General features: G+C 62.1%; 21 protein-coding genes. 13 read left to right on the top strand and 8 right to left on the bottom strand.

Features of this window, described 5'->3' with window-relative positions; genetic code table 11:
* The first annotated feature begins 119 nt into the window (after positions 1-119).
* The 6 genes from tig to ACNQPL_RS02055 all read left to right on the top strand — a co-directional run bounded on the left by tig (position 120) and on the right by ACNQPL_RS02055 (position 8,587).
* Positions 120-1,433 carry a trigger factor gene (tig, locus tag ACNQPL_RS02080; protein WP_346615427.1) on the top strand — a complete coding sequence of 438 codons (1,314 nt, stop codon included), beginning with the start codon at positions 120-122 and terminating at the stop codon, positions 1,431-1,433.
* A gap of 90 nt (positions 1,434-1,523) precedes the next feature.
* Positions 1,524-2,165 carry an ATP-dependent Clp endopeptidase proteolytic subunit ClpP gene (clpP, locus tag ACNQPL_RS02075; protein WP_012271562.1) on the top strand — a complete coding sequence of 214 codons (642 nt, stop codon included), beginning with the start codon at positions 1,524-1,526 and terminating at the stop codon, positions 2,163-2,165.
* 108 nt (positions 2,166-2,273) lie between these two features.
* Entirely contained in the window at positions 2,274-3,557 is a 1,284-nt protein-coding gene (gene clpX, locus ACNQPL_RS02070) for an ATP-dependent Clp protease ATP-binding subunit ClpX (protein WP_346615428.1), read from the top strand.
* A gap of 153 nt (positions 3,558-3,710) precedes the next feature.
* Positions 3,711-6,107 (top strand): endopeptidase La, encoded by a 2,397-nt coding sequence (gene lon, locus ACNQPL_RS02065; RefSeq protein WP_416465617.1) that lies wholly within the window; start codon positions 3,711-3,713, stop codon positions 6,105-6,107.
* 152 nt (positions 6,108-6,259) lie between these two features.
* Complete coding sequence (locus ACNQPL_RS02060; protein WP_027593949.1) at positions 6,260-6,532, top strand: HU family DNA-binding protein; 273 nt, start codon at positions 6,260-6,262, stop codon at positions 6,530-6,532.
* A 183-nt stretch (positions 6,533-6,715) separates the two neighbouring features.
* Positions 6,716-8,587, top strand: coding sequence for a SurA N-terminal domain-containing protein (locus tag ACNQPL_RS02055; RefSeq protein WP_346615430.1), 1,872 nt, complete (start codon positions 6,716-6,718; stop codon positions 8,585-8,587).
* Positions 8,588-8,654: 67 nt separating this feature from the next.
* Here the strand turns inward: ACNQPL_RS02055 and ACNQPL_RS02050 are convergent, their stop codons facing one another.
* Positions 8,655-9,695, bottom strand: a complete 1,041-nt coding sequence (locus ACNQPL_RS02050; protein WP_346615431.1) for a patatin-like phospholipase family protein — start codon at positions 9,693-9,695, stop codon at positions 8,655-8,657.
* 155 nt (positions 9,696-9,850) lie between these two features.
* On the opposite strand from ACNQPL_RS02050, the gene ACNQPL_RS02045 reads away from it, so the two are divergent.
* From ACNQPL_RS02045 to ACNQPL_RS02035, 3 genes are all read left to right on the top strand, one after another.
* Positions 9,851-10,129, top strand: coding sequence for a hypothetical protein (locus ACNQPL_RS02045; RefSeq protein ID WP_346615432.1), 279 nt, complete (start codon positions 9,851-9,853; stop codon positions 10,127-10,129).
* 14 nt (positions 10,130-10,143) lie between these two features.
* The gene (locus ACNQPL_RS02040) at positions 10,144-10,923 is read left to right on the top strand and encodes a CHAD domain-containing protein (protein WP_416465614.1); all 780 of its coding nucleotides are present in this window, start codon (positions 10,144-10,146) and stop codon (positions 10,921-10,923) included.
* A 70-nt stretch (positions 10,924-10,993) separates the two neighbouring features.
* Complete coding sequence (locus ACNQPL_RS02035; protein ID WP_416465612.1) at positions 10,994-11,791, top strand: acyl-CoA thioesterase; 798 nt, start codon at positions 10,994-10,996, stop codon at positions 11,789-11,791.
* Here ACNQPL_RS02035 and ACNQPL_RS02030 read toward each other — a convergent pair.
* The 3 genes from ACNQPL_RS02030 to ACNQPL_RS02020 form a co-directional block, all read right to left on the bottom strand.
* The gene (locus ACNQPL_RS02030) at positions 11,788-12,156 is read right to left on the bottom strand and encodes an Mpo1-like protein (RefSeq protein ID WP_346615435.1); all 369 of its coding nucleotides are present in this window, start codon (positions 12,154-12,156) and stop codon (positions 11,788-11,790) included. The two genes, ACNQPL_RS02035 and ACNQPL_RS02030, sit on opposite strands and share 4 nt — an antisense overlap.
* A gap of 75 nt (positions 12,157-12,231) precedes the next feature.
* Positions 12,232-13,710: a methyl-accepting chemotaxis protein gene (locus ACNQPL_RS02025; protein WP_416465610.1), complete on the bottom strand. Its 1,479-nt coding sequence runs from the start codon at positions 13,708-13,710 to the stop codon at positions 12,232-12,234.
* 115 nt (positions 13,711-13,825) lie between these two features.
* Positions 13,826-14,623, bottom strand: coding sequence for a TatD family hydrolase (locus ACNQPL_RS02020; protein WP_416465608.1), 798 nt, complete (start codon positions 14,621-14,623; stop codon positions 13,826-13,828).
* A gap of 159 nt (positions 14,624-14,782) precedes the next feature.
* Between ACNQPL_RS02020 and ACNQPL_RS02015 the strand changes: the two genes are divergently transcribed.
* The 3 genes from ACNQPL_RS02015 (at position 14,783) to ACNQPL_RS02005 (ending at position 17,262) form a co-directional block, all read left to right on the top strand.
* Positions 14,783-16,189: a transglycosylase SLT domain-containing protein gene (locus tag ACNQPL_RS02015; RefSeq protein WP_346615438.1), complete on the top strand. Its 1,407-nt coding sequence runs from the start codon at positions 14,783-14,785 to the stop codon at positions 16,187-16,189.
* Between the two features lie 113 nt (positions 16,190-16,302).
* On the top strand, positions 16,303-16,737 hold the full coding sequence (locus tag ACNQPL_RS02010) for a DoxX family protein (protein ID WP_346615439.1): 435 nt from the start codon (positions 16,303-16,305) through the stop codon (positions 16,735-16,737).
* Between the two features lie 216 nt (positions 16,738-16,953).
* Positions 16,954-17,262 carry a hypothetical protein gene (locus tag ACNQPL_RS02005; RefSeq protein WP_346615440.1) on the top strand — a complete coding sequence of 103 codons (309 nt, stop codon included), beginning with the start codon at positions 16,954-16,956 and terminating at the stop codon, positions 17,260-17,262.
* 163 nt (positions 17,263-17,425) lie between these two features.
* Here the strand turns inward: ACNQPL_RS02005 and greB are convergent, their stop codons facing one another.
* The 4 genes from greB to ACNQPL_RS01985 all read right to left on the bottom strand — a co-directional run bounded on the left by greB (position 17,426) and on the right by ACNQPL_RS01985 (position 22,102).
* A complete protein-coding gene (gene greB, locus ACNQPL_RS02000; protein WP_416465606.1) occupies positions 17,426-17,929 on the bottom strand; it encodes a transcription elongation factor GreB in 504 nt (167 codons plus the stop codon).
* A 138-nt stretch (positions 17,930-18,067) separates the two neighbouring features.
* Positions 18,068-18,796: a hypothetical protein gene (locus ACNQPL_RS01995; protein WP_416465604.1), complete on the bottom strand. Its 729-nt coding sequence runs from the start codon at positions 18,794-18,796 to the stop codon at positions 18,068-18,070.
* A gap of 115 nt (positions 18,797-18,911) precedes the next feature.
* Entirely contained in the window at positions 18,912-21,419 is a 2,508-nt protein-coding gene (locus ACNQPL_RS01990) for an ABC transporter permease (protein ID WP_416465602.1), read from the bottom strand.
* On the bottom strand, positions 21,419-22,102 hold the full coding sequence (locus tag ACNQPL_RS01985) for an ABC transporter ATP-binding protein (protein WP_346615446.1): 684 nt from the start codon (positions 22,100-22,102) through the stop codon (positions 21,419-21,421). The genes ACNQPL_RS01990 and ACNQPL_RS01985 overlap by 1 nt, the downstream gene beginning before the upstream one ends.
* A 10-nt stretch (positions 22,103-22,112) precedes the next feature.
* Between ACNQPL_RS01985 and ACNQPL_RS01980 the strand changes: the two genes are divergently transcribed.
* Positions 22,113-22,718, top strand: a complete 606-nt coding sequence (locus ACNQPL_RS01980) for an arylesterase (RefSeq protein WP_416465600.1) — start codon at positions 22,113-22,115, stop codon at positions 22,716-22,718.
* The last annotated feature ends 16 nt before the right edge of the window (positions 22,719-22,734 follow it).

Here is a 22,734-nt window from a genome sequence, read left to right as displayed (position 1 = left end):
GGCGTGGTTTCCCGTCGTCCCGAGTGGGGTGACTTCTGGTGCGTGACTCACTAGAATGCTTGCCCTTGATTCTGGAGTCGGGCTATCGCCGGCTAACGTCTGTGCAACGAGGAATATCCATGCAAGTTTCTGTTGAAAACACTTCCGCTCTCGAGCGCCGCATGACCATCGCCGTTCCGGCCGAGCGCGTCGAGAACGAAGTCAACAAGCGTCTGCAGCAGACTGCCAAGCGCGCCAAAGTCGCGGGCTTCCGCCCAGGCAAAGTGCCGATGAGCGTGATCCGTCAGCGTTTCGAAGCCGATGCTCGCCAAGAGGCCTTCGGTGACCTGGTCCAGGCTTCCTTCTACGAAGCCATCGTCGAGCAGAAGCTGAACCCGGCTGGCGCTCCGGCCGTTGAGCCGAAGTCCTTCGAGAAGGGCAAGGACCTGGAATTCGTCGCTATCTTCGAAGTGTTCCCGGAGTTCGCTGTTTCCGGCCTGGAGTCGATCAACGTCGAGCGCCTGAGCGCCGAAGTGGCTGACGCCGACCTGGACAACATGCTGGAAGTGCTGCGCAAGCAGAACGTCCGCTTCGAGGCTGTCGAGCGCGCTGCCGAGAAAGACGACCAGGTCAACATCGACTTCGTCGGCAAGATCGACGGTGAAGCCTTCGCCGGTGGTTCGGCCCAGGGCACCCAGCTGGTACTGGGTTCCGGCCGCATGATCCCAGGCTTCGAAGACGGCCTGGTTGGCGCCAAAGCAGGCGAAGAGCGCGTTGTCAACGTGACCTTCCCTGAGGACTACCAGAACCTGGACCTGGCTGGCAAAGCCGCCGAGTTCACCATCACCGTCAACAGCGTTTCGGCCCCTGTGCTGCCAGAGCTGAACGAAGAATTCTTCGCCCAGTTCGGCATCAAGGAATCGACCCTGGAAGGCTTCCGCACCGAAGTTCGCAAGAACATGGAGCGTGAGCTGCGTCAGGCGATCAAGACCAAGGTGAAAAACCAGGTCATGGACGGTCTGCTGGCCGCCAACCCGATCGAAGTACCGAAAGCCCTGCTGGAAAACGAAGTCAACCGCCTGCGCGTCCAGGCTGTTCAGCAGTTCGGTGGCAACATCAAGCCTGAGCAACTGCCGGCCGAGCTGTTCGAAGAGCAAGCCAAGCGCCGTGTGGTGCTGGGCCTGATCGTCGCCGAAGTGGTCAAGCAGTACGACCTGAAGCCGGACGAAGGCAAGGTTCGCGAAATGATCGAAGAAATGGCCTCGGCTTACCAAGAGCCTGAGCAGGTCATCTCCTGGTACTACAAAAACGACCAGCAACTGAACGAAGTGCGTTCGGTTGTGCTGGAAGAGCAAGTTGTAGATACTGTTCTGCAGAAAGCGACTGTGACCGACAAGTCGGTCTCGTACGAAGAAGCCGTAAAACCAGTACAGGCTCCTGCCGAAGCTGAGTAATCCGGTTCTTTCGTAGGAAACCCCACAAGCCAGCCTTCGCGCTGGCTTGTGCGTATTCAAGCCATGACTATTTGGGAGTGAGCGCAGGACATGTCCCGCAATTCTTATATTCAGCAGAGCTCTGACATCCAGGCCGCAGGCGGCCTGGTCCCGATGGTTATCGAGCAGTCCGCCCGCGGCGAACGCGCCTATGACATCTACTCGCGCTTGTTGAAGGAGCGAGTGATCTTCCTGGTGGGCCCTGTAGAAGACTACATGGCCAACCTGGTAGTGGCGCAGATGCTGTTCCTCGAGGCGGAAAACCCGGACAAGGATATCCATCTTTACATCAACTCCCCAGGCGGTTCGGTGACGGCCGGCATGTCGATCTACGACACCATGCAGTTCATCAAGCCGGACGTGTCGACCATCTGCATCGGCCAGGCCTGCAGCATGGGTGCCTTCCTGTTGACTGCGGGTGCCAAGGGCAAGCGTCACTGCCTGCCGAACTCGCGCGTCATGATCCACCAGCCGCTCGGCGGCTTCCAGGGTCAGGCCACCGACATCCAGATCCACGCCCAGGAAATTCTCAGCATCAAGGCGCGTTTGAACGAGCTGCTGGCCTACCACACCGGCCAGGATCTCGAGACCATCCAGCGTGATACTGAGCGTGACAACTTCATGAGCGCCTCGCGCGCGGCCGAGTATGGCCTCATCGACTCGGTATACGACAAGCGGCAACTGGCCTCCTGAACCCAGGTGTCAGAGCAGGTAGGCGTCGAAAGCGCCTACCTGCGGACTTGAAAAAGCCCGCAATTGCCTTCATCTTGTGTTGCAAGCCTACCGGATTGGATCGATCGAATGACTGACACCCGTAACGGCGAGGACAGCGGCAAATTGCTTTATTGCTCCTTCTGCGGCAAAAGCCAGCACGAAGTGCGCAAACTGATTGCCGGGCCCTCGGTATTTATCTGCGACGAGTGCGTCGACCTGTGCAACGACATCATCCGTGAGGAGGTGCAGGAAGCCCAGGCCGAAAGCAGCGCGCACAAATTGCCTTCGCCGAAAGAAATCAGCGGCATCCTGGACCAGTACGTGATTGGTCAGGAGCGCGCGAAAAAGGTGCTGGCCGTAGCGGTGTACAACCACTACAAGCGCCTGAATCAGCGTGACAAGAAGGGTGACGAGGTCGAACTCGGCAAGAGCAACATCCTGCTCATCGGGCCAACTGGCTCGGGCAAGACCCTGCTCGCCGAAACCCTTGCACGCCTGTTGAACGTGCCGTTCACCATTGCTGACGCCACCACCCTGACCGAAGCCGGTTACGTGGGTGAGGACGTCGAGAACATCATTCAGAAACTGCTGCAGAAGTGCGACTACGACGTGGAAAAGGCCCAGATGGGCATCGTCTACATCGACGAGATCGACAAGATTTCGCGCAAGTCGGACAACCCGTCCATCACCCGTGACGTTTCGGGCGAAGGCGTGCAGCAGGCGTTGTTGAAGCTGATCGAAGGCACCGTGGCCTCCGTTCCGCCGCAAGGGGGCCGCAAGCACCCGCAACAGGAGTTCCTGCAGGTTGATACCCGCAACATCCTGTTCATCTGCGGTGGCGCCTTCTCGGGCCTGGAAAAGGTCATCCAGAACCGCTCCACCAAAGGTGGCATCGGTTTTGGCGCCGAAGTACGCAGCAAGGAAGAGGGCAAGAAGGTTGGCGAATCGCTGCGTGAAGTCGAGCCGGACGATTTGGTCAAGTTTGGCCTGATCCCTGAGTTCGTCGGCCGTCTGCCGGTTCTGGCGACCCTCGACGAGCTGGATGAGGCTGCATTGATGCAGATCCTTACCGAGCCGAAGAACGCCCTGACCAAGCAGTACGCCAAGCTGTTCGAGATGGAAAGCGTCGACCTCGAGTTCCGCAGTGATGCGCTCAAGGCCGTTGCACGCAAGGCCCTGGAACGCAAAACCGGCGCCCGTGGCCTGCGTTCGATCCTCGAAGGTGTGCTGCTCGACACCATGTATGAGATTCCTTCGCAGAAGGATGTCAGCAAAGTGGTGATCGATGAGAGCGTCATCGAAGGCACTTCGCAGCCGCTGATGATCTACGAAAACAGCGAGCCGCAAGCCAAGGTCGCACCCGACGCCTGAGTCGGCTGTTGCCAGCAAGCAAGAAAGGGGCCTACGGGCCCCTTTCTGCTTTTCCTATGCAAGCGCTTGTAATTTCCCAAGCGTGCCCCCACATTAGGTCCAAGCAATATTTCCACCGGTTTCCGGCCATAAGGCCGCTGTAGAGGCGAAATCATGAAGACCACCCTCGACTTGCCTCTTTTGCCATTGCGCGATGTCGTCGTTTATCCGCACATGGTCATCCCGCTGTTTGTGGGGCGTGAGAAGTCCATTGAGGCCCTTGAGGCTGCGATGACTGGCGAGAAGCAGATCCTTCTGCTGGCCCAGAAGAACCCTGCCGACGATGATCCGGGCGAAGACGCCCTGTACCGCGTCGGTACCGTTGCAACCGTGCTGCAACTGCTGAAGCTGCCGGATGGCACCGTCAAGGTGCTGGTCGAGGGCGAGCAGCGTGGCGCCGTTGAACGCTTTACCGAAGTAGAAGGGCACATCCGTGCCGAAGTTTCCCTGATCGACGAAACCGACGCCGCCGAGCGCGAGTCGGAGGTCTTCGTGCGCACGCTGCTGTCGCAGTTCGAGCAGTACGTGCAGCTGGGCAAGAAAGTGCCCGCCGAAGTGCTGTCGTCGCTCAACAGCATCGAAGAGCCTGGGCGCCTGGTCGATACCATGGCCGCGCACATGGCGCTGAAGATCGAGCAGAAGCAGGAAATCCTCGAGATCGTCGACCTGTCGACCCGTGTCGAGCACGTGCTGGCCATGCTGGATGCCGAGATCGACCTGTTGCAGGTCGAGAAACGTATCCGTGGTCGGGTCAAGAAGCAGATGGAGCGCAGCCAGCGCGAGTACTACCTGAATGAGCAGATGAAGGCCATTCAGAAAGAGCTCGGCGATGGCGACGAAGGCCACAACGAAGTCGAAGAGCTGAAAAAGCGCATCGAAGCCGCAGGCCTGCCGAAAGACGCCCTGGCCAAGGCCCAGGCCGAGCTGAACAAGCTCAAGCAGATGTCGCCGATGTCGGCCGAGGCCACCGTGGTACGGTCCTACCTCGACTGGCTCGTGCAGGTGCCGTGGAAGGCCCAGAGCAAGGTCCGCCTGGACCTGACCAAGGCCGAGGAAATCCTCGATGCCGACCACTATGGCCTGGAAGAGGTCAAGGAGCGGATCCTCGAGTACCTCGCCGTGCAGAAGCGCGTGAAGAAGATACGCGGCCCGGTGCTGTGCCTGGTTGGCCCGCCTGGCGTGGGCAAGACCTCGCTGGCCGAGTCGATCGCTGCGGCGACCAACCGCAAGTTCGTGCGCATGGCCCTGGGCGGCGTGCGTGACGAGGCCGAGATCCGTGGCCACCGCCGGACCTACATCGGTTCGATGCCTGGCCGTCTGATCCAGAAAATGACCAAGGTGGGCGTGCGCAACCCGCTGTTCCTGCTCGACGAGATCGACAAGATGGGCAGCGACATGCGTGGCGACCCCGCCTCGGCGCTGCTGGAGGTACTCGACCCCGAGCAGAACCACAACTTCAACGACCACTACCTGGAAGTCGACTACGACCTCTCGGACGTGATGTTCCTGTGCACCTCGAACTCGATGAACATCCCGCCGGCGCTGCTTGACCGCATGGAAGTCATCCGCCTGCCGGGCTACACCGAGGACGAGAAGATCAACATCGCGGTCAAGTACCTGGTGCCCAAGCAGGTCAAGGCCAACGGGCTGAAGAAGGAAGAGCTTGAGGTCGACGTCTCGGCGATTCGCGACATCATCCGTTACTACACCCGCGAAGCCGGTGTCCGAGGCCTCGAGCGGCAGATTGCCAAGGTCTGCCGCAAGGTGGTCAAGGAACATACCGGGCAGAAACAGGTCAAGGTCAAGGTCGCCAGCGAGCAGCTCGAGCACCTGCTGGGCGTGCGCAAGTTCCGCTACGGCCTGGCCGAGCAGCAGGACCAGATCGGCCAGGTTACCGGCTTGGCATGGACCCAGGTGGGCGGCGAATTGCTGACCATCGAATCGGTGGTCATCCCAGGCAAGGGCCAGCTGATCAAGACCGGCTCGCTGGGTGACGTGATGGTCGAATCCATCACTGCCGCGCAGACCGTGGTCCGTAGCCGTGCCCGCAGCCTGGGGATTGCCGCCGACTTCCACGAGAAACACGACGTGCACATCCACATGCCCGAGGGCGCCACGCCGAAGGACGGCCCGAGCGCCGGTATCGGCATGTGCACCGCGCTGGTGTCCGCGCTGACGCAGATTCCGGTACGTGCCGACGTGGCCATGACCGGCGAAATCACCCTGCGTGGCCAGGTGTTGGCCATCGGCGGGTTGAAGGAAAAACTGCTGGCGGCACACCGTGGGGGGATCAAGACGGTGATCATTCCGGAGGAGAATGTTCGCGATCTGAAGGAGATTCCGGAAAATATCAAACAGGATCTTCAGATCAAACCGGTCAAATGGATTGACGAAGTCCTGCAAATTGCGCTGCAATACGCCCCGGAGCCCTTGCCAGATGTGGCTCCCGAGATTGTCGCGAAAGATGAAAAGCGCGACGGCGATGCTAAGGAACGAATTAGCACGCATTAGTAGTTTTTAGCTGGGGGGCTTTCCTTGACAGTTTTTTCGGGGCCTTGCTATAAAGCGGCACGCTATTGTCAACAAGCCACCCAGCGCACGTTTCATAAGCTTTTCATTACATACTTAGAAACAAACTCAAATAGAGAAAAAGGGGACTTAGAGTGAACAAGTCGGAACTGATTGACGCTATCGCTGCATCGGCTGACATTTCCAAAGCTACCGCAGGTAAGGCTCTGGATGCTGTGATCGACTCCGTAACTGGTGCCCTGAAAGCAGGCGACGACGTCGTTCTGGTTGGCTTCGGGACCTTCTCGGTCAAAGAGCGCGCTGAGCGCACCGGCCGTAACCCGCAAACTGGTAACGCAATCAAGATCGCTGCCGCCAAGGTTCCAGGTTTCAAGGCTGGCAAAGGCCTGAAAGACGCCGTCAACTAAGTCGTCTCTTTCAGCCGGACCGGGCCTTGCCAGGTTCGAGCACGCTGAAGGCGGGTCGCAAACGTTCCCGCCTGACACGTTTGCTAAGAAAAGGCGCATCCTCGGATGCGCCTTTCTTTTATCAGGATTCTACCCACGCTCCGCGGTTGTCGACGCAGTGGTACAGCCGTTTCTGGGGGACGCATGCTGCAAAATATCAGGGACAATTCACAAGGTTGGATTGCCAAGACCATCATCGGCCTCATCGTTGTGTTGATGGCGTTGACCGGCTTCGAGGCCATTTTCCAGGCCGCCACCCATAGCCAGGACGCGGCCAAGGTAAACGGCCAGACCATCAGCCAGAACGAGCTGAGCCAGGCGACCGACATGCAGCGTCGCCAGTTGATGCAACAACTGGGCAAAGATTTCGACCCGGCGCTGCTGGACGAAAAACTGCTGCGCGACGCCGCGCTCAAAGGGCTGATCGACCGCAAGCTGCTGCTGCAGGGTGCCGAAGACGCCAAGTTCGCCTTCTCCGAGGCCGCGCTGGATCAAGTGATCCTGCAAACCCCGGAATTCCAGGTTGATGGCAAGTTCAACGCCGACCGTTTCGACCAGGTCATCCGCCAGATGGGCTATGGCCGTATGCAGTTCCGCGAGATGCTCGCCGAAGAAATGCTGATCGGTCAGGTGCGCACCGGTATTGCCGGCAGCAGCTTCGTCACCGACAAGCAGGTAGACGCCTTTGCCCGCCTGGAAAACCAGACCCGCGACTTCGCCTCGTTGACCTTCAAGGCCAACCCCGCGGCGGTCAAGGTCAGCGATGACGAAGTCAAGGCGCACTACGAGCAGCACGCCAAGGAGTTCATGACCCCTGATCAAGTGGTCATCGATTACGTCGAGCTGAAGAAGTCGGCGTTCTTCGACCAGGTCAAGGTCACCGACGACGAGCTCAAGGCGCAGTACGAAAAAGACATCGCCAACCTTGCCGAGCAGCGCCATGCCGCGCACATCCTCATCGAGGTCAACGACAAGGTCAGCGATGCCCAGGCCAAAGCGCGCGTCGAAGAAGTCGAGCAGCGTCTGGCCAAGGGTGAAGACTTCGCCAAGCTGGCGAAAGAGTTCTCCCAGGATCCAGGTTCCGCCAACACCGGTGGTGACCTCGGCTTCGCCGGCCCAGGGGTGTATGACCCAGCCTTCGAAGAGGCCCTTTATAAGCTCGACGATGGCCAGGTCTCGGCCCCGGTACGTACCGAGTTCGGTTACCACCTGATCAAGCTGCTGGGCAAGCAGGCGCCTGAAGTACCGAGCTTCGCCAGCCTGAAGGACAAGCTCACGCGTGACCTGAAGACTCCGCTGGTCGAGCAGCGTTACGTCGATGCCAGCAAGCAGCTGCAGGATGCCGCCTACGAGGCTGCCGACCTGGCCCAGCCGGCCCAGGACCTGAACCTCAAGGTGCACACCTCGGCGCCATTCGGCCGTGAAGGTGGCGAAGGCATCACTGCCAACCGTGCGGTGATCCAGGCTGCGTTCTCCGAGGAAGTGCTGGAGGAGGCTGCCAACAGCACCGCCATCGAGCTGGACCCGGAAACCACCGTGGTGCTGCGCGTCAAGGAGCATCGCAAGCCTGAGCAAATGCCGCTGGAAGCCGTGGCCAAGAACATCAGCGAACACCTGGCCAAGGAGAAGGCGACTGCCGAACTCAAGACCAAGGCGGACAAGCTGATCGCTGGGCTGAAAGATGGCTCGATCGCCGCCGGCACCGCCCACGACGGGCAGAGCTGGAAGGCCTACGAGGCAGTCACCCGCGGCCAGGACGGTATCGACCCGGCCGAGCTGCAGGCGCTGTTCCGCCTCGCCAAGCCAGAAGCCAAGGACAAGCCGGAATACGGCAGTGTCGTGCTGGCTGATGGCAGCCTGGTTGTGCTGCAGCTCAAGGGCGTCAACGAAGGCGCCGCCGCCAGCGACGAAGAGAAGCAGCAGATTCGCCGCTACCTCGCTTCGCGCGCTGGCCAGCAGGACTTCGCGGCGTACCGCAAGCAGCTGGAAGGCACTGCGGACATCACTCGCTACTGAGTGGATGCCGTGCAACGAAACAGGCCGCGTAATGCGGCCTGTTTCGTTTGTGGTGTCAGAACCAACGCTAGCGCTTTTCCCCCTCGTAGTTATCCAGCGTATCCCGCGCAATCTCCCTGCCCAGCGCAATCAGCTCCGGCGCTTTGTAGAACTCGAAGAACCGGCATACCCGCTTGGGTACGTTGATCAGCACATCCGGTGGATATCCGGCGATCTTGTACTGCGCCAGGGAGGTCTGCATCACCTCGAAGCTCTGGTTGATCAGGTCAAGCAGTGATGCGGGCCCAACGTTGTCGATGATGAATGACCCGGTTGCCGACTTGGGCGCGCCTTCGCTCTCCGGTGCCGCCGCCGGTTGCTGTGCTTCCGGGGAGGCTGCATCGGCCAGCCAGGGGTTGGGCGGTACCAAGCCTTCGGCGGTAATTTCCTGCTCGATGCGCATCAGCTCTTCGGCCGGCTTGCGCCGGAACGGCAGGTGCGAACCCAGCGAACTGAGCAGCGAGTCAAAGCGCATCTTGAACGCTGCCGGCCGTTCGATCACCGGCAACTGGTACTGCTTCTGGTTGGTGGAGTTGAGGTTCACCGCGATGATCATGTCGCAGTGGCTCGACACCACCGGCACGATCGGCAGTGGGTTGAGGATGCCGCCGTCGACCAGCATGCGGTTGCCCTGCATCACCGGGGTGAACAGGCTGGGAATGGCTGCCGAGGCGCGCATGGCCTGGTGCAGGCAGCCTTCCTGAAACCAGATTTCCTGCTGGTGGGTCAGGTCGGTGGCCACTGCCGTATAGGGGATGCGCAGTTGCTCGATGTTGATTTCGCCCACGATCTTGCGGATCTGCCCGAACACCTTGTCGCCGCGGATGGCGCCAAGGCGGAAGCTGACGTCGACCAGGCGCAGCACATCCAGGTAATCCAGGCTTTCGATCCAGTTGCGGTATTCGTCCAGCTTGCCCGCTGCGTAGATTCCCCCGATTACCGCGCCCATGGAGCAGCCGGCGATGCAGGCAATGTCGTAGCCGCGCCGTTCGATTTCTTCGATCACGCCGATATGGGCATAACCCCGAGCGCCCCCTGATCCCAACACCAGTGCTACACGTTTGCTCATGATCTTCCCCGGGCCTTTGCAACAATGGTCCTACAATGCACCGAGCGCCGCCTGTGCTTCAATGTAGACTCTAGGCAAAACACGCCGAGCGCGGCACTTTTCAGGTGCCCGGGCGTCGAACAGCCACTCTATTTCAACCTGTTGAGGTACCACCGATGAAAGCCTGGATCTGCCTTCCTCTGATTGCCCTGGCCCTTGCTGGCTGTGCGGGCAAGACGGCCTACCGTGACAGCTGCGCGACGCAGCTGGATGCCGCCTGGAAGGAGCTCGACCTGGCCAAGGCAGAAGGGTTTGCCGGTACTGTCAGCTATTCCAAGGCCTTGTCGCTGCTGACCGGGGCCAAGACCCAGCAGCAGTTCGAGGGCTTTGAAGGTTGCAGCAAGAAAGCCGAAAAGGCGCGTTTCTACATTCGTGAGTCGCGCGCCGGGCGCTGACCGAGGAGCGCTGTATGTCTGCCATGCTCGACCATGTGGTTGCCCAGGTACTGGCCTTGCAGGTGCGCCTGCTGGCGTGTCGCGAGCGCCTGGCTGCCGATACCGACAGCGAGGCGCTGCACGACCTGCGCATAGGCGTGCGGCGGCTGCGCAGCCTGCTGCGCCCGCTTGCGGGTTTGCCTGGGGTAGAGCAGCTGGAGGCCGCTGCAAAGGCGCTTGGCACGCTGACCACGCCGTTGCGTGACCGCGAGGTGCTGGCGGGCGAGCTGCTGCGTCGCGGCTTGGCAGATGCCGGGCAACGGCGCCTGCAGGGGCGCACTGCAACGTTCGCCAGCGTCGCCGCCAGCCCGCAACTGGGCCGCGTACTGTCTATTCTCGATGCGTTCCCGCTGTTCCTGCGTGCGGCGGGGCGTGAGGGGCTGGCCAAGGCGCTGGGCAAGCGCGTCGACAAGCGCCTGGTCAAGCAGTGGCGCAAGTTGCATGAAGCCTTGCAGGACCCCGCCCATGACCGTCATCGCCTGCGCTTGCTGATCAAGCGCGTGCGCTACGGCGACCAGGCCTATCCCCAGCTGGACCATGCCGGCAAGCGGCTGCAGGGCTTGCTGAAGAAAGCCCAGGGCGACCTGGGTGTCTGGCATGACCACCTGCAGTGGTTGCTGCAGGCTCAAGCGCAGGCGGACCTTGCGCCCTGCAAGGTGGATTGGGAGCAGCAGCTGCACGAAGCCGAACGCACCGCCGACGTTACGCTGGATGCCTTGCTGGCTGCGCTTGAGCGGCGCAAGCCCGGCAAATGACCGATTTGCGGGCTGATCGAGAGCCGTTTGCTGGATAGTATGGGCTGACACCTTACGCAGGAGTCGGCCCATGAATTTCAAGCAACTGCTCGACGCCGTGCGAGCAAACCCGGACGCGGTCAGCATCCCGGCCAATTGGGCCCAGGGGCGTGCTGCCTTCGGTGGCCTGATGGCTGCCATGGTCTACGAGGCCATGCGCCTGAAACTCTCCGACAGCCGCCCAGTGCGTTCCCTGGCCATCAGTTTCGTCGCCCCGGCGGCGCCCGACGTGCCCACCCGTTTTGAAGTCGAAGTGCTGCGCGAGGGCAAAGCAGTCAGCACGCTGCTGGGCCGCGCTGTGCAGGATGGCCAGGTGGTGACGTTGGTGCAGGGCAATTTCGGTGCGGGGCGGCCATCGGTGGTGGATGTTCCGGCAGTGCCCGCCATGGAGATGAAGGCGCTAAAGGACGCTGCCCCTGAGCTGCCGTACATCAAAGGCATCACCCCTGAGTTCATGCGTCACGTCGCTTTGCGCTGGGCAGTTGGCGGGCTGCCGTTCAGTGGCAATCAATCACGGCACATGGGCGGCTGGGTGCGCTTGCGCGATGTTGCCGAGGAGCAGGTCAACGAAGCCCACTTGCTGGCCCTGGTGGACGCCTGGCCACCCAGCCTGATGCCTTACCTGAAACAACCCGCTGCAGGCAGCACGCTGACCTGGACCATCGAATTCATCCAGCCGGTAGCGCGCCTGTCGACGCTGGACTGGTGCCGCTACTGCGTCGAGACCGAGCATGCCCGGGACGGCTACGGGCATGCAGCGGCCGCCCTGTGGACGGCAGAGGGAGCGTTGCTGGCCTTGAGCCGGCAGACGGTTACGGTGTTTGCCTAGCGACGATGCTTGTGCCGCTCCCGCCAGGCGCGCCACCAGGCACCACTGAGCACGAAGCGTGGGAAGGTGATGAATTGTTCGGCCAGCAGGCGCTGCATGGCGTCCTTGCGATTGGCGAACGGTTCTGGCTGCTCGGCCTCCAGGCGGTGGCCGTGGCGCTGCAGGCCTAGCCCGGCGATCAGGGCGATGACGCCTACGGCGATCTGGCCCAGGTCCAGAGCGAACAGGCCTGACAGCACCAGCAGTGCGCCGAGGATGAACAGCGGCACGGCTATCAGGTGCAGCACCAGGTTGGTCGGGTGACGATGGTTGTGGTGGTAGCCGCGCCATTGCCAGGCGGGCAAGTTGGGCAGTCGTTTGCTCATGGGCATTTCCTCGCGGTCATGCCCAAAGCTTAGTGCGGCGCTGTGATCACAGCCAATCGAGGCTGGCTATGGTGACTATAGCTTGAGCTGGCCGATGGCTTTGTTCAGCTCGCCGGCCAGGGTCGCCAGTTCGCTGCTGGTGGTGGCTGAATCGGCGGTCTGCTGCACGGTCTGCTCGGTGACATCGCGGATGCTCACCACGGCGCGGTTCATTTCTTCAGCCACTTGGCTCTGCTGCTCGGCGGCGACGGCAATTTGTGTGTTGCTTTCGCGCATCTGTGCCACGGCGCCGGTGATGTCTGCCAGGGCCACGCCGGCTTCCTGGGCCTGGCGCACGCAATCGTCCGCCTTGAAGGAGCTCTCCTGCATGAACTCCACCGCATCGCGGGTACCGGCCTGCAGGTCGGCCACCATGCCGGTGATCTCGTCGGTGGAGGCCTGTACGCGCTTGGCCAGGCTGCGTACCTCATCAGCAACCACGGCAAAGCCCCGGCCCAGGTCACCGGCGCGGGCGGCTTCGATGGCGGCATTGAGTGCCAGCAAGTTGGTCTGTTCGGCAATGCTGTGGATGACGTTGACCACACCATTGATCTTCTGGCTGTCTTCGGCCAGCTGGCGGATCATTTCGGCCGTCTGCTGCACGCCGCTGGACAGCCCGGCAATCGAGCCCTGCACCCGGTTGACTACCTCCTTGCCGCTGCCGGCGAGGGTGTCGGCGGTCTGCGACAGGTCGCGAGTGGCGCCGGCATGCTGGGCGATATGGTGCACGGTGGCGGACATCTGGTTGATCGCCGTGGCGGCCTGATCAGTCTCGCTCTGCTGGCCGAGCATGCCGTGGCGCACGTCGTTCATGCTGGTGGCCAGGCGCGCGGCGCCCGAGTCGAGCTGCGCGGCGGTACGTGCCACGGTGCTGACCACGCGGTGGTAGGTGCACTGCATGGCATTGAAGGCGCCGGCCATCTGGCCCACTTCGTCCCCGCAGGCCAACGGCACGCGTGCCGCAAGGTCGCCGGTCTTTTCGACGTGCAGCATGACGTCCTTGAGGGTGTTGAGCTGGCTCAGCAGGAAGCGGATCAGCAACTGCGAGGCACACAGCATTGCCAGCATCAGCACCAGCACGCACACGGCGTAATTGACGAAGCGCTCGAAGAATACCTGGCGCACGCTCGGGGCCTGGGCGAGGACTGCCACCTGCTGGTCGCCATGGCGCAGTACCACGGCGCCACGCAAGGGGTTGTCGCCGAGGATCCAGGTGGCTGGCAAGGCTACCCAGCCTTGCGCGTCGCACAGGGCATCCAGGCTTTGGCCGGCAAAGCTCGGCGTCTGGCCGGGCTGCCAGGCGATCACGTTGGCTTGGCGGGGCAGGGCAGGCCCTGCGGGCCAGGCGCTCAACAGCTCGGCCTGGGAATGCGCCTGGGCCTGCGCGGCGTCGGCGCGGGCTCGCTGCTCCAGGTGCACGGCATAGAGCACCAGCATCAAGGTCGTGACAAAGGCCACCGCGTTGACGGCCCAGAATTTGTATTTCAGGGAAATATTGCTAAGCCAGGCACCCATGGGTAGGTCTTCTCTGAGTTGAGCGGAAACAACATTGGCAAGGTGCCATCATTGTGCCCGCTCGCATCAGGGAGGTTTTGATGTGTATCAACAAATGGTTTATGTGCGGCGCCGCTCAGGGAAGCTGGAAGAACGCCTTGGCGGTAGCGGTGGTGTGCGCCGCGGTCTGTTCAACGCTTTCATTGCGGTGCAGCGCGACCTCGCGCAGCACCTCGGGCAGAAACGCTGGCTCGTTGCGCCCGCTCTTGGGTTTTGGCCGCAGGCTGCGTGGCAGCAGGTACGGGGCATCGCTTTCCAGCATCAGGCGCCCTTGCGCAATGTTGCCGACTAGCGGATGCAGGTGCATGCCGCGGCGCTCATCGCAAATCCAGCCGGTGATACCAATGTGCAGGTCCATGTCCAGGTAGGCGAACAGCGCTTCGCGCTCGCCGGTAAAACAGTGCACCACGGCGGCCGGCAGGTGATCACGGTAACCCTTCAGGATCGCCAGCAAGCGCTCACTGGCATCGCGCTCGTGCAGGAACACCGGCAGGCGCAACTCGGCAGCCAACGCCAGCTGGGCCTCCAGGGCTTTTTCCTGGAGTGGGCGAGGGGAGAAGTCACGGTTGAAGTCCAGGCCGCATTCGCCTACGGCGCGTACACGTTCTTCATTCAACAGCTGGCGCAGCTGCCGCTCGCTGTTGGCATCCCAGGCCTTGGCGTCGTGCGGGTGCACACCGGCGGTGGCGAACAGGTGCCTGCTGTCGGGGTCGAGCTGCTGGCACAGCTCCAGCGCCTGTTCGCTGACCGCCAGGCTGGTGCCGGTAAGGACCATCTGCACCACGCCAGCTTCGATGGCGCGCTCGACGATGGCTGCCTGCTGGTCGTGGAAACTGCTGTTGGTCAGGTTGACGCCGATATCGATCAGTTGCATGGTGCTACCTCGTGCCGCGGGACGGCCAGCATAGCAAAAAGCGCGATAATCGGAAAAAAGCCAAGAACTTCAGGCTGTTGCCGTGGTCTTTTACGGTCATTTATCACGAACTGCTCGTACCTCATGGACGCTGCCTACCGACCCTGGACACGTTTTCGCATGCTGCGATACCTGCTCACCCTGTTGCTGATGCTTGGGCTGATTACCGTCGGCCCCGCTTATGCACGCGTGCCGGGGCCGCAGCAGAACGTGCCGGTGAGCAAGGCCCGCGACCTGGAACAGGTGCGTAGCAGCAAGGTATTGCGGGTGCTGGTGAACCAGAGCCGCAACAGTTCCGGTGAGGTCAAGGGCGAGCCCGTCGGCATCGAGTACTACCGCCTGCGTGCGCTCGAGCATTACCTCAATGCCCGGGCCGGCGACGGTCAACAGGTACGCATCAAGCTCATTCCGCGGGCCAAGGAGCAACTGCTCGGGGCCCTGCAGCGCGGTGAAGGGGACCTTGCCGCGCCCGGCGAATTGCTCGACCCGGCGGTGGTCGGTGGCGTGAGCAGCAGTGCTCCGGTACTGGACCAGGTGCCATTGTGGCTGGTCGGGCGCAAGGGCGAGCGCAGTTTCAGCCGTGTCGAGCAGCTGTCCGGGCGCACCGTCGCGCTGACCAGTGCGAGCGCTGCCGGCGCATTGATCCAGCAGGTGAATCAGCAGCTGGCCCTGCGCAAGCGGCCACCGGTCAAGATCGAGTGGGTCGATTCGACCTTGGCGGTGGAAGACGTGCTGGAGATGGTCCAGGCCGGCATTTATCACCTGACCGTGGTGGAGCGGCCAATCGCCCAACGCTGGGCCAGGGTGATGCCGCGGCTGCGCCTGGACACCCGGCTGCAACTGGGCCAGCCGCAAGCCATGCGCTGGTATGTGCGACGTGATGCCCCGATGCTGCTGGCCACCGTCGACCGCTTCCTGCAGGGCTACCGCGCGCCCGAGAACCAGGATGCAGCGTTCGAGCGTATCTACCGGCGCCAGTACCGCGTGCACAACCCACTGGCGCAAAAGGACCGGCAACGGCTGACCTCGGTGCGCGCGGTGCTGCAGAAGCACGGTGCGGCGCAGCAGATCGACTGGCTCAACCTGGCTGCGCTGGCCTTCAAGGAATCAACCCTCAACCCGACGGCGCGCGGCAGTGGCGGGGCGCATGGCCTGATGCAGATCACACCCTCGGCTGCCCAGCGGGTTGGGGTCAGCAATACCGCGACGGTCGACGGTAATGTGCAGGCCAGCGCTCGCTACCTGGCGCTGATCCGCCGCAAGTTCTTTGCCAGCCCGCAAATCAACGAGCGCGAGCGCATGGCCTTTGTGCTGGCGGCCTACAACCTTGGCCCGGAGCGGGTGCAGGCGATGCGCGCCGAAGCGCGCAAGCGTGGCCTCAATGGCAACCAGTGGTTCTTCCAGACCGAGCGTGTGGCCATGGAGCAGGTAGGCATGGGGCCGGTCAACTTCGTCAACAGCGTGAACAAGTACTTCCTGGCATTCAACCGTGAGCGCGCTGCACTGGAGCGCGTAGTCAAGCGCTGACAAATCGATTCTGTCGATTGTTATGTTGGGTTTTTTGCGATTTTCATATCTACCAGATTGATTATGATGGCGCCCATCCCAACACAACATCCCAGTTTCAAGGAAGTCACCCAATGAACAACGCTATCACCCAACTGCTCTCCACCCGCGCCGGCCTGGGCCTGAGCGTGGTCCGTATCCTGGTCGGTCTGATCTTCATGGCGCACGGTGCGCAGAAGCTGTTCGGGCTGTTCGGTGGCTACGGCCTGGAAGGCACCGGGCAATGGATGGAGAGTATCGGCCTGGCGCCTGGCTACCTGATGGCCCTGCTGTCCGGCAGCGCCGAGTTCTTCGGCGGCCTGGCCCTGGTGATCGGCCTGCTGGCTCGCCCGGCGGCACTGGCACTGAGCGTAACCCTGGTGGTGGCGATTTTCTCGGTGCACATCGGCAACGGCCTGTTCATGTCCAACAATGGCTATGAGTTCGCCCTGGCGCTGCTGGCCGGTACCGTCGCAGTGCTGATCGAAGGCGCCGGCCGCTTCTCCGTCGACCGGTTGATCGCCCGCTGATAGCAGAAAAGCTGCAGGCCTCAAGTTGATCACTTTCAGCTTGGGGCTTGCAGCTTGCCGCTTGTAGCTCTAGCATACCGCTTGCGCCGATTTAAACAGCTACTTGCGGGGCGCAGGACAGCCCAGCTCCGGGCCCTCCGAAATACCGCTAAAGCGCTGGTTCGGTGACGCCTCCCACCGCTGCCCAGCGGGATTCGCGAGGCGGAGAAATACTCCATGAGTTGTCCACGTACCAGTGTCTGTTTGAGCCCACTGCCTGCCAGCCAGGCGGCCCGCACACCGCGCATCCTGCTCGGTGGCCAGCATCAGCCTACCCTCTTGCGTCACCTCGAAGGCTTGTCGCGCCGCAAGGGCCAGGCCCGCGCTTTTCTGATCCAGTTTGCCGAAACCACGTGCCGCCTGGAGCAGTTCGGCAACGACCGTTTCGACTTGGCCGTCATCCAGGCCCCAGCGCCGGGCGATGCCGCCGAAGTCATTGGCCACCTCACTCGCATCGCGCGCCAGGGCTTGATTACCCGACGCTGAGGAGCGCGCTGTTGAGGACTGACAGCGTACAGAGGGTTATGAAGCTTACGACAGAAAGACTTCAACCCTCTGTGGCAGCTGTATGGCTTGTTCACCCAATCGAGTATCAGCCGGCACTACTGACCAGTAATTTGCACGTGTTGGCTGGTTGTAGGAAAAACGCTCAGGGTTTGATAAACCGAGGAGTAGCTTCCGTAGCCCTGTACTGAATGTCGGTAACTTCCCAATAAGCATCCCCCGTTGGCGTGTGTACCGAAATTTCGTCCCCTACACATTTGCCCACGCACGCGCGTGCCATCGGTGAGTCAATAGAGATGAAATCTTTTCTACCATAAATTTCATCCCCGCCTACAATGCGAAACGTTTTAGTCTCATTATTTTCGTTGCTAATTGTTATCCAGGCGCCGAAGAATATCTTGCCTTCCTGAGTGACTGAGTAAGGAACCACGCGAAGATCTTCGATCCGTTTTCGCAGGTATCGTACGCGGCGATCTATCTCCCTCAGTCTTTTTTTATTGTACTGGTAATCCGCATTTTCACTGCGGTCACCCAAAGAAGCAGCCCAGGCTACTTTCTTAGTAATCTCAGGTCGTTCTTCGCGCCAAAGCCAATCCAGTTCGTCTTTCAAGGATTGGTAGCCAGCTTCAGTAATAAGGTTGGTCGCCATTTTTCGCCTGTTATCTATTCGGTGTCAGGTCCCAAGTCGTTTGGGCAATGGATTAGCGGTACAGCGAGATGAGCCTATGAGGCTTGAGGACGCTCACCGCCTCAGCGTTGAGTGGACCCATGCAGTGAGCATCGACAATCAAGCACCTGGCGATCTGCGCCAGGACGCAGCCCACCTGAACAACCTGCTCATCCACCAATGGCTTCGAGCCTTGCGAATTTCGTCAATTCGCATGAACGTGTACGGGATGGGCATGCTTTTTTCTTGATTGCGAAGGGAGCGTAGCCCCCTGATTATATGGCGCGAGTAAAATAATAGGGTCAGGGAGCAAGCCAGTAGCCCGAATAACGCAACCATTCCTGAGGTAAAAATCCCAACTATTTTACTAAAGATACTTGCCGCTACAGTCGTCGCGCCAGCCACTAGGAGGGGGCTATATGCAATCGACAGTTTCTGCTTGTTTTGCGGGCGTGGCTGGACCTTGATTCCATCATGTTCGAAGGGGTGAAATGTCGGGTTCCCGTTAGCCAGAATTAGGTACGTCAATGCTGTGATTGTCATTGGGACAAGCCCGATCAGAAAAGCAGCAATACCCGCCTCATCTAAAAGCCTGGCGGCAGCATGGTAAGCCAAGTTGCAGGATAGCAAAGAAAACAGCCCGGCCGTAGTGAGAACAAGCGATATGGTATATGCAGTAAATTTTTCACACACGTAAATCAGGTATAGCGTCCATCCGAGCGCAACTAATGAGATGATGAGAAAGGCGGGCCAGAAAAACTGTAGGTTCGACGGCCCGAGGGCGAGAAAAAAGATGAATATTCCCAGTAAAATCCAACTGACTTTTTTGATATTGGTTCCGTCAATCATCGTTGCTCTCTATCTCTACTGCATTGTAGACCTTTTTGTCGCACCCAGTTTCAACTAACAACGCCTGCGCGCCAAACGCTGTCAGGAGTCTACCGCCACGACTCCAGTCGAAATGCTAACCCTGCCGCAGCACCGCCAACGGGCTGGCATTCAGCGCCCGCCGCGTCCCCAGCACCCCAGCCGCGCCCACCAGCAGTGCACCCGCCAGGGGCAGCACCAGCAGCCATGGGTGCGGGCTCCATTGCAGGGCGAATGCGTAGCGGTACAACACTAGGGTGATCAGCTCGCAACCCAGTGCCGCCAGTGCACCACTGGCCGCCCCCAGCAACCCGAACTCGATACGCCGCGCCTTCACCAGCAGCGGCCGCGCCGCCCCCAGTGCGCGCAGCAGGGCGCCTTGGCGGATGCGCTCGTCCAGTGTTGCCTGCAAGCCCGCGAACAATACCGCCAGCCCCGCCGCCAGGACGAACAGCAGCACGTATTCGACCGCCAGGGTGACTTGGGCAAGGATGCTGCGCAACTGCTCCAGCAAGGCATCGACCTGCAGAATGGTCACTGCCGGGAACGCCCGCGACAGCGCGACAACATCCAGGTCATGACCCGGCGCGAGGTAGAAGCTGGTCAGGTAGGTGGTGGGCAAACCCTGCAAGGTGCCGGGCTGGAAGATCATGTAGAAGTTTGGCTGGAAGCTGTCCCAGTGCACGCTGCGCAAGCTGCTGACCCGGGCCTGGCGTTGCTCGCCCCCAATGTCGAAGGTCAACAGGTCGCCCAGTTGCACCTTCAGGCTGGCGGCAAGTTCAGCCTCCACTGAAACACCGGGCACTTCATCAGCGGAGGGCAGTGCCTGCCACCAGTTGCCCGCCGTCAGGGCATTGCCTGTCGGCAGGTCGGCAGCCCAGGTCAGGCTGAGGTCGCGCTGCACCGCGCGCTCGCCGGCGGAGTCTTTGCTGACGATCTGCTGGACGGGTTGCTCGTTGATCTGCACAAGCCGGCCAGGCGTCACCGGGTACAACGGTGCCGACGCCGCATTGACGTCACGCAGGCGCTGGGCGAAAGGCTCGCGGTCGTCGGGCAGAATATTCAGGGCGAAATGGTTGGGCGCATCCTTGGGTAGCTGTGCCTGCCAGGTGTCCAGCAGCTCTGCGCGGAGCAACGCGACCAGTGCCATCGCCAGCAGGATCAGGCCAAACGCCAGTGCCTGGCCAGCGGCCGCCAGGGGGTGGCGCAGCAGCTGGCCCAGGCCCAGGCGCCAAGTCAGTGGGGCGCCGGCCAGCAGTCTACGCAGGCTGCGCAGGCCAAGCAGCAACAGGCCGCCCAGTACCAGCGCGGCAATCAGCCCGCCACCGAGCAGGGCGAAGGTCAGCAGCAGGTCGAGGCTGAGGCGCCACATGATCAGCCCCAGCGCGAAAAGGGCGGCGCCATACACCAGCCAACTGCTGGTCGGCACCGGCAGCAGGTCACGGCGCAGTACGCGCAGCGGCGGCACCTGGCCGAGGGCGGCGAGCGGGGGGAGGGCGAAGCCGGCCAGGGCGACCAGGCCAGTGGCGATGCCGGCCAGGGCGGGCGCGACCCCACCCGGTGGCACCACGCTCGGCAGTAGCCCGTGTAGCAGGCGGAACAAGCCCAGTTGCGCCAGCCAGCCGAGCAGGGCACCCGCCAGTGCGGCTACCAGCCCGAGCATCGCCAGCTGCAGGCAGTAGAGCCCCAGCGCCTGGTGGCGGGAAAGCCCAAGGCAGCGCAGCAGGGCGCTGGCGTCGAGGCGGCGCGTCGCATACCGGCTGGCCGACATGGCCACGGCGACGCCCGCCAGCAGCACCGCCACCAGGCTGGCCATGTTCAGGTAGCGTTCGGCCTTGCCCAGGGCACCGCCTATCTGGCGGTTGCCATCGCGGGTGTCGAGCAGGCGCTGGTTGGCTGCCAGGTTCTTTTCCAGCCCTTCGCGGTAGTGCGCCAGGGCTTGCGCATCGCCGCGCCACAGGTCGCGATAGCTGACCCGGCTACCCGGCTGAATGACCCCCGTGGCCTGCAAATCGGCCAGGTTCATCATCACCCGCGGGGTCAGGCTGTAGAAGTTGTTGGCGCGGTCTGGCTCGTAGGTCAGCACGCGGCTCATGCGCAGGGTTTTCATGCCGACGTCGATGCTGTCGCCAACGTTCAGCCCGAGGGCCGCCAGCAGGCGCGGCTCAATCCACACCTCGCCTGGGGCCGGGCCGCCGCCCGGTGTCTCCTCGGCATAGGGTGCGGCGGCGCTGCGGACCTGCCCGCGCAAGGGGTAGGCGCCATCGGCGGCCTTGATGCTCGACAGCTGAATGCCGCTGTCGCCACCGACCACGCTGGTGAACTCCACGACCTGGGCGTGGCGCAGCCCCAGCGCCTTGCCGGCGTTGACCTGGTCGTCACGCGCCGGGGCGCTGCCTTGCAATACCAGGTCGGCGCCGAGGAACTCGCTGGCGCGCAACTGCATGGCGCCGTTCAGGCGGGCACCGAAATAACCGATGGCGGTGCTGGCCGCTACGGCCACCAGCAGGGCGAAGAACAGCACGCGTACTTCGCTGGCGCGGATATCGCGCAGCAGCTGGCGCAAGGCCAGGCCGCACAGGCGAGACAACGGCATGTGTGTCATCAGGCCTCCACCGGCGCCACCAGGTGCCCGGCCTCCAGGCGGATCAGGCGTCGGCAGCGCCTGGCCAGGCGTTCGTCATGGGTCACCAGGACCAGCGTGGTGCCGCGTTCCTTGTTCAGTTCGAACAATAGGTCGCTGATGCGCTCACCGGTGTGGCTGTCGAGGTTGCCGGTGGGTTCGTCGGCAAACAGCACCGCAGGGTGGGCGGCGAAGGCGCGGGCGATCGCCACCCGTTGCTGCTCGCCGCCGGACAGCTGGCGGGGCGTGTGGGTCAGGCGCTTGCCCAGGCCAACACGCTCGAGCAGGGTGCGCGCCTGTTCGCGGGCATCGCGGCGGCCATCCAGTTCCAGCGGCAGCATTACGTTTTCCAGCGCGTCGAGGCTGTCGAGCAACTGGAACGACTGGAACACGAAACCGACGTGTTCGGCGCGCACGCGGGCGCGCTGGTCCTCATCCAGCGGGCCCAGGTCATGCCCGGCGAGGGTCACCTGCCCGGCGCTTGGGCGGTCGAGGCCGGCGAGCAGCCCCAGCAGGGTCGACTTGCCCGAGCCTGAAGCGCCGACGATGGCCAGGCTGTCGCCTTGGGCAAGGTCGAGGGAGAGCGCGTGCAGGATGGTCAGGTCACCTTCCGCACTGGGGACCACTTTGCTAAGGTTCTGCGCAACGAGAATGCTGGGGCCCATGGAGAATCCAATGCGAGTGTGGTGGTTGAGTGCCGGTCTGGCCCTGTATTGCCTGGCCCAGAGCGCGGCGGCGGGAACACTGCTGATTGTCGGCGATAGTATCAGCGCCGGTTTTGGCCTGGATACCCGCCAAGGGTGGGTCTCTTTGTTGCAGACCCGGCTCAAGGACGAAGGTTTCGACGACCAGGTGGTTAATGCGTCGATCAGCGGCGACACCAGTGCAGGTGGCCAGGCGCGGCTGCCGGCGCTGCTTGCAGCGCACAAGCCAAGCCTCGTGGTACTGGAGCTGGGCGGCAACGATGGCCTGCGGGGGCAGCCGCCAGAGCAATTGCAACAAAATCTTGCTTCGATGATCGAGCGCTCGCGCACATCGGGTGCCAAGGTGGTGCTGTTGGGGATGCGCCTGCCACCCAATTACGGGGTGCGCTACACCACGGCCTTTGCCAAGGTGTATGAACAGCTGGCGGCGGAAAAGCAGGTGCCGTTGGTGCCGTTTTTCCTCGAGGGCGTAGGGGGTGTGCCCGAGCTGATGCAGGCCGACGGCATCCACCCGGCGCAAGGGGCGCAGCAGCGGTTGCTGGAAAATGCCTGGCCGGCGATAAAACCCTTGCTGTGACGCTTTAAACGGGGCC

This window comes from Pseudomonas sp. LFS044 (genome assembly GCF_047978245.1).
Classification (GTDB): domain Bacteria; phylum Pseudomonadota; class Gammaproteobacteria; order Pseudomonadales; family Pseudomonadaceae; genus Aquipseudomonas.
Note: the sequence above shows the minus strand (reverse complement) of the source record. Positions and strands in the feature narration are given on the sequence as shown.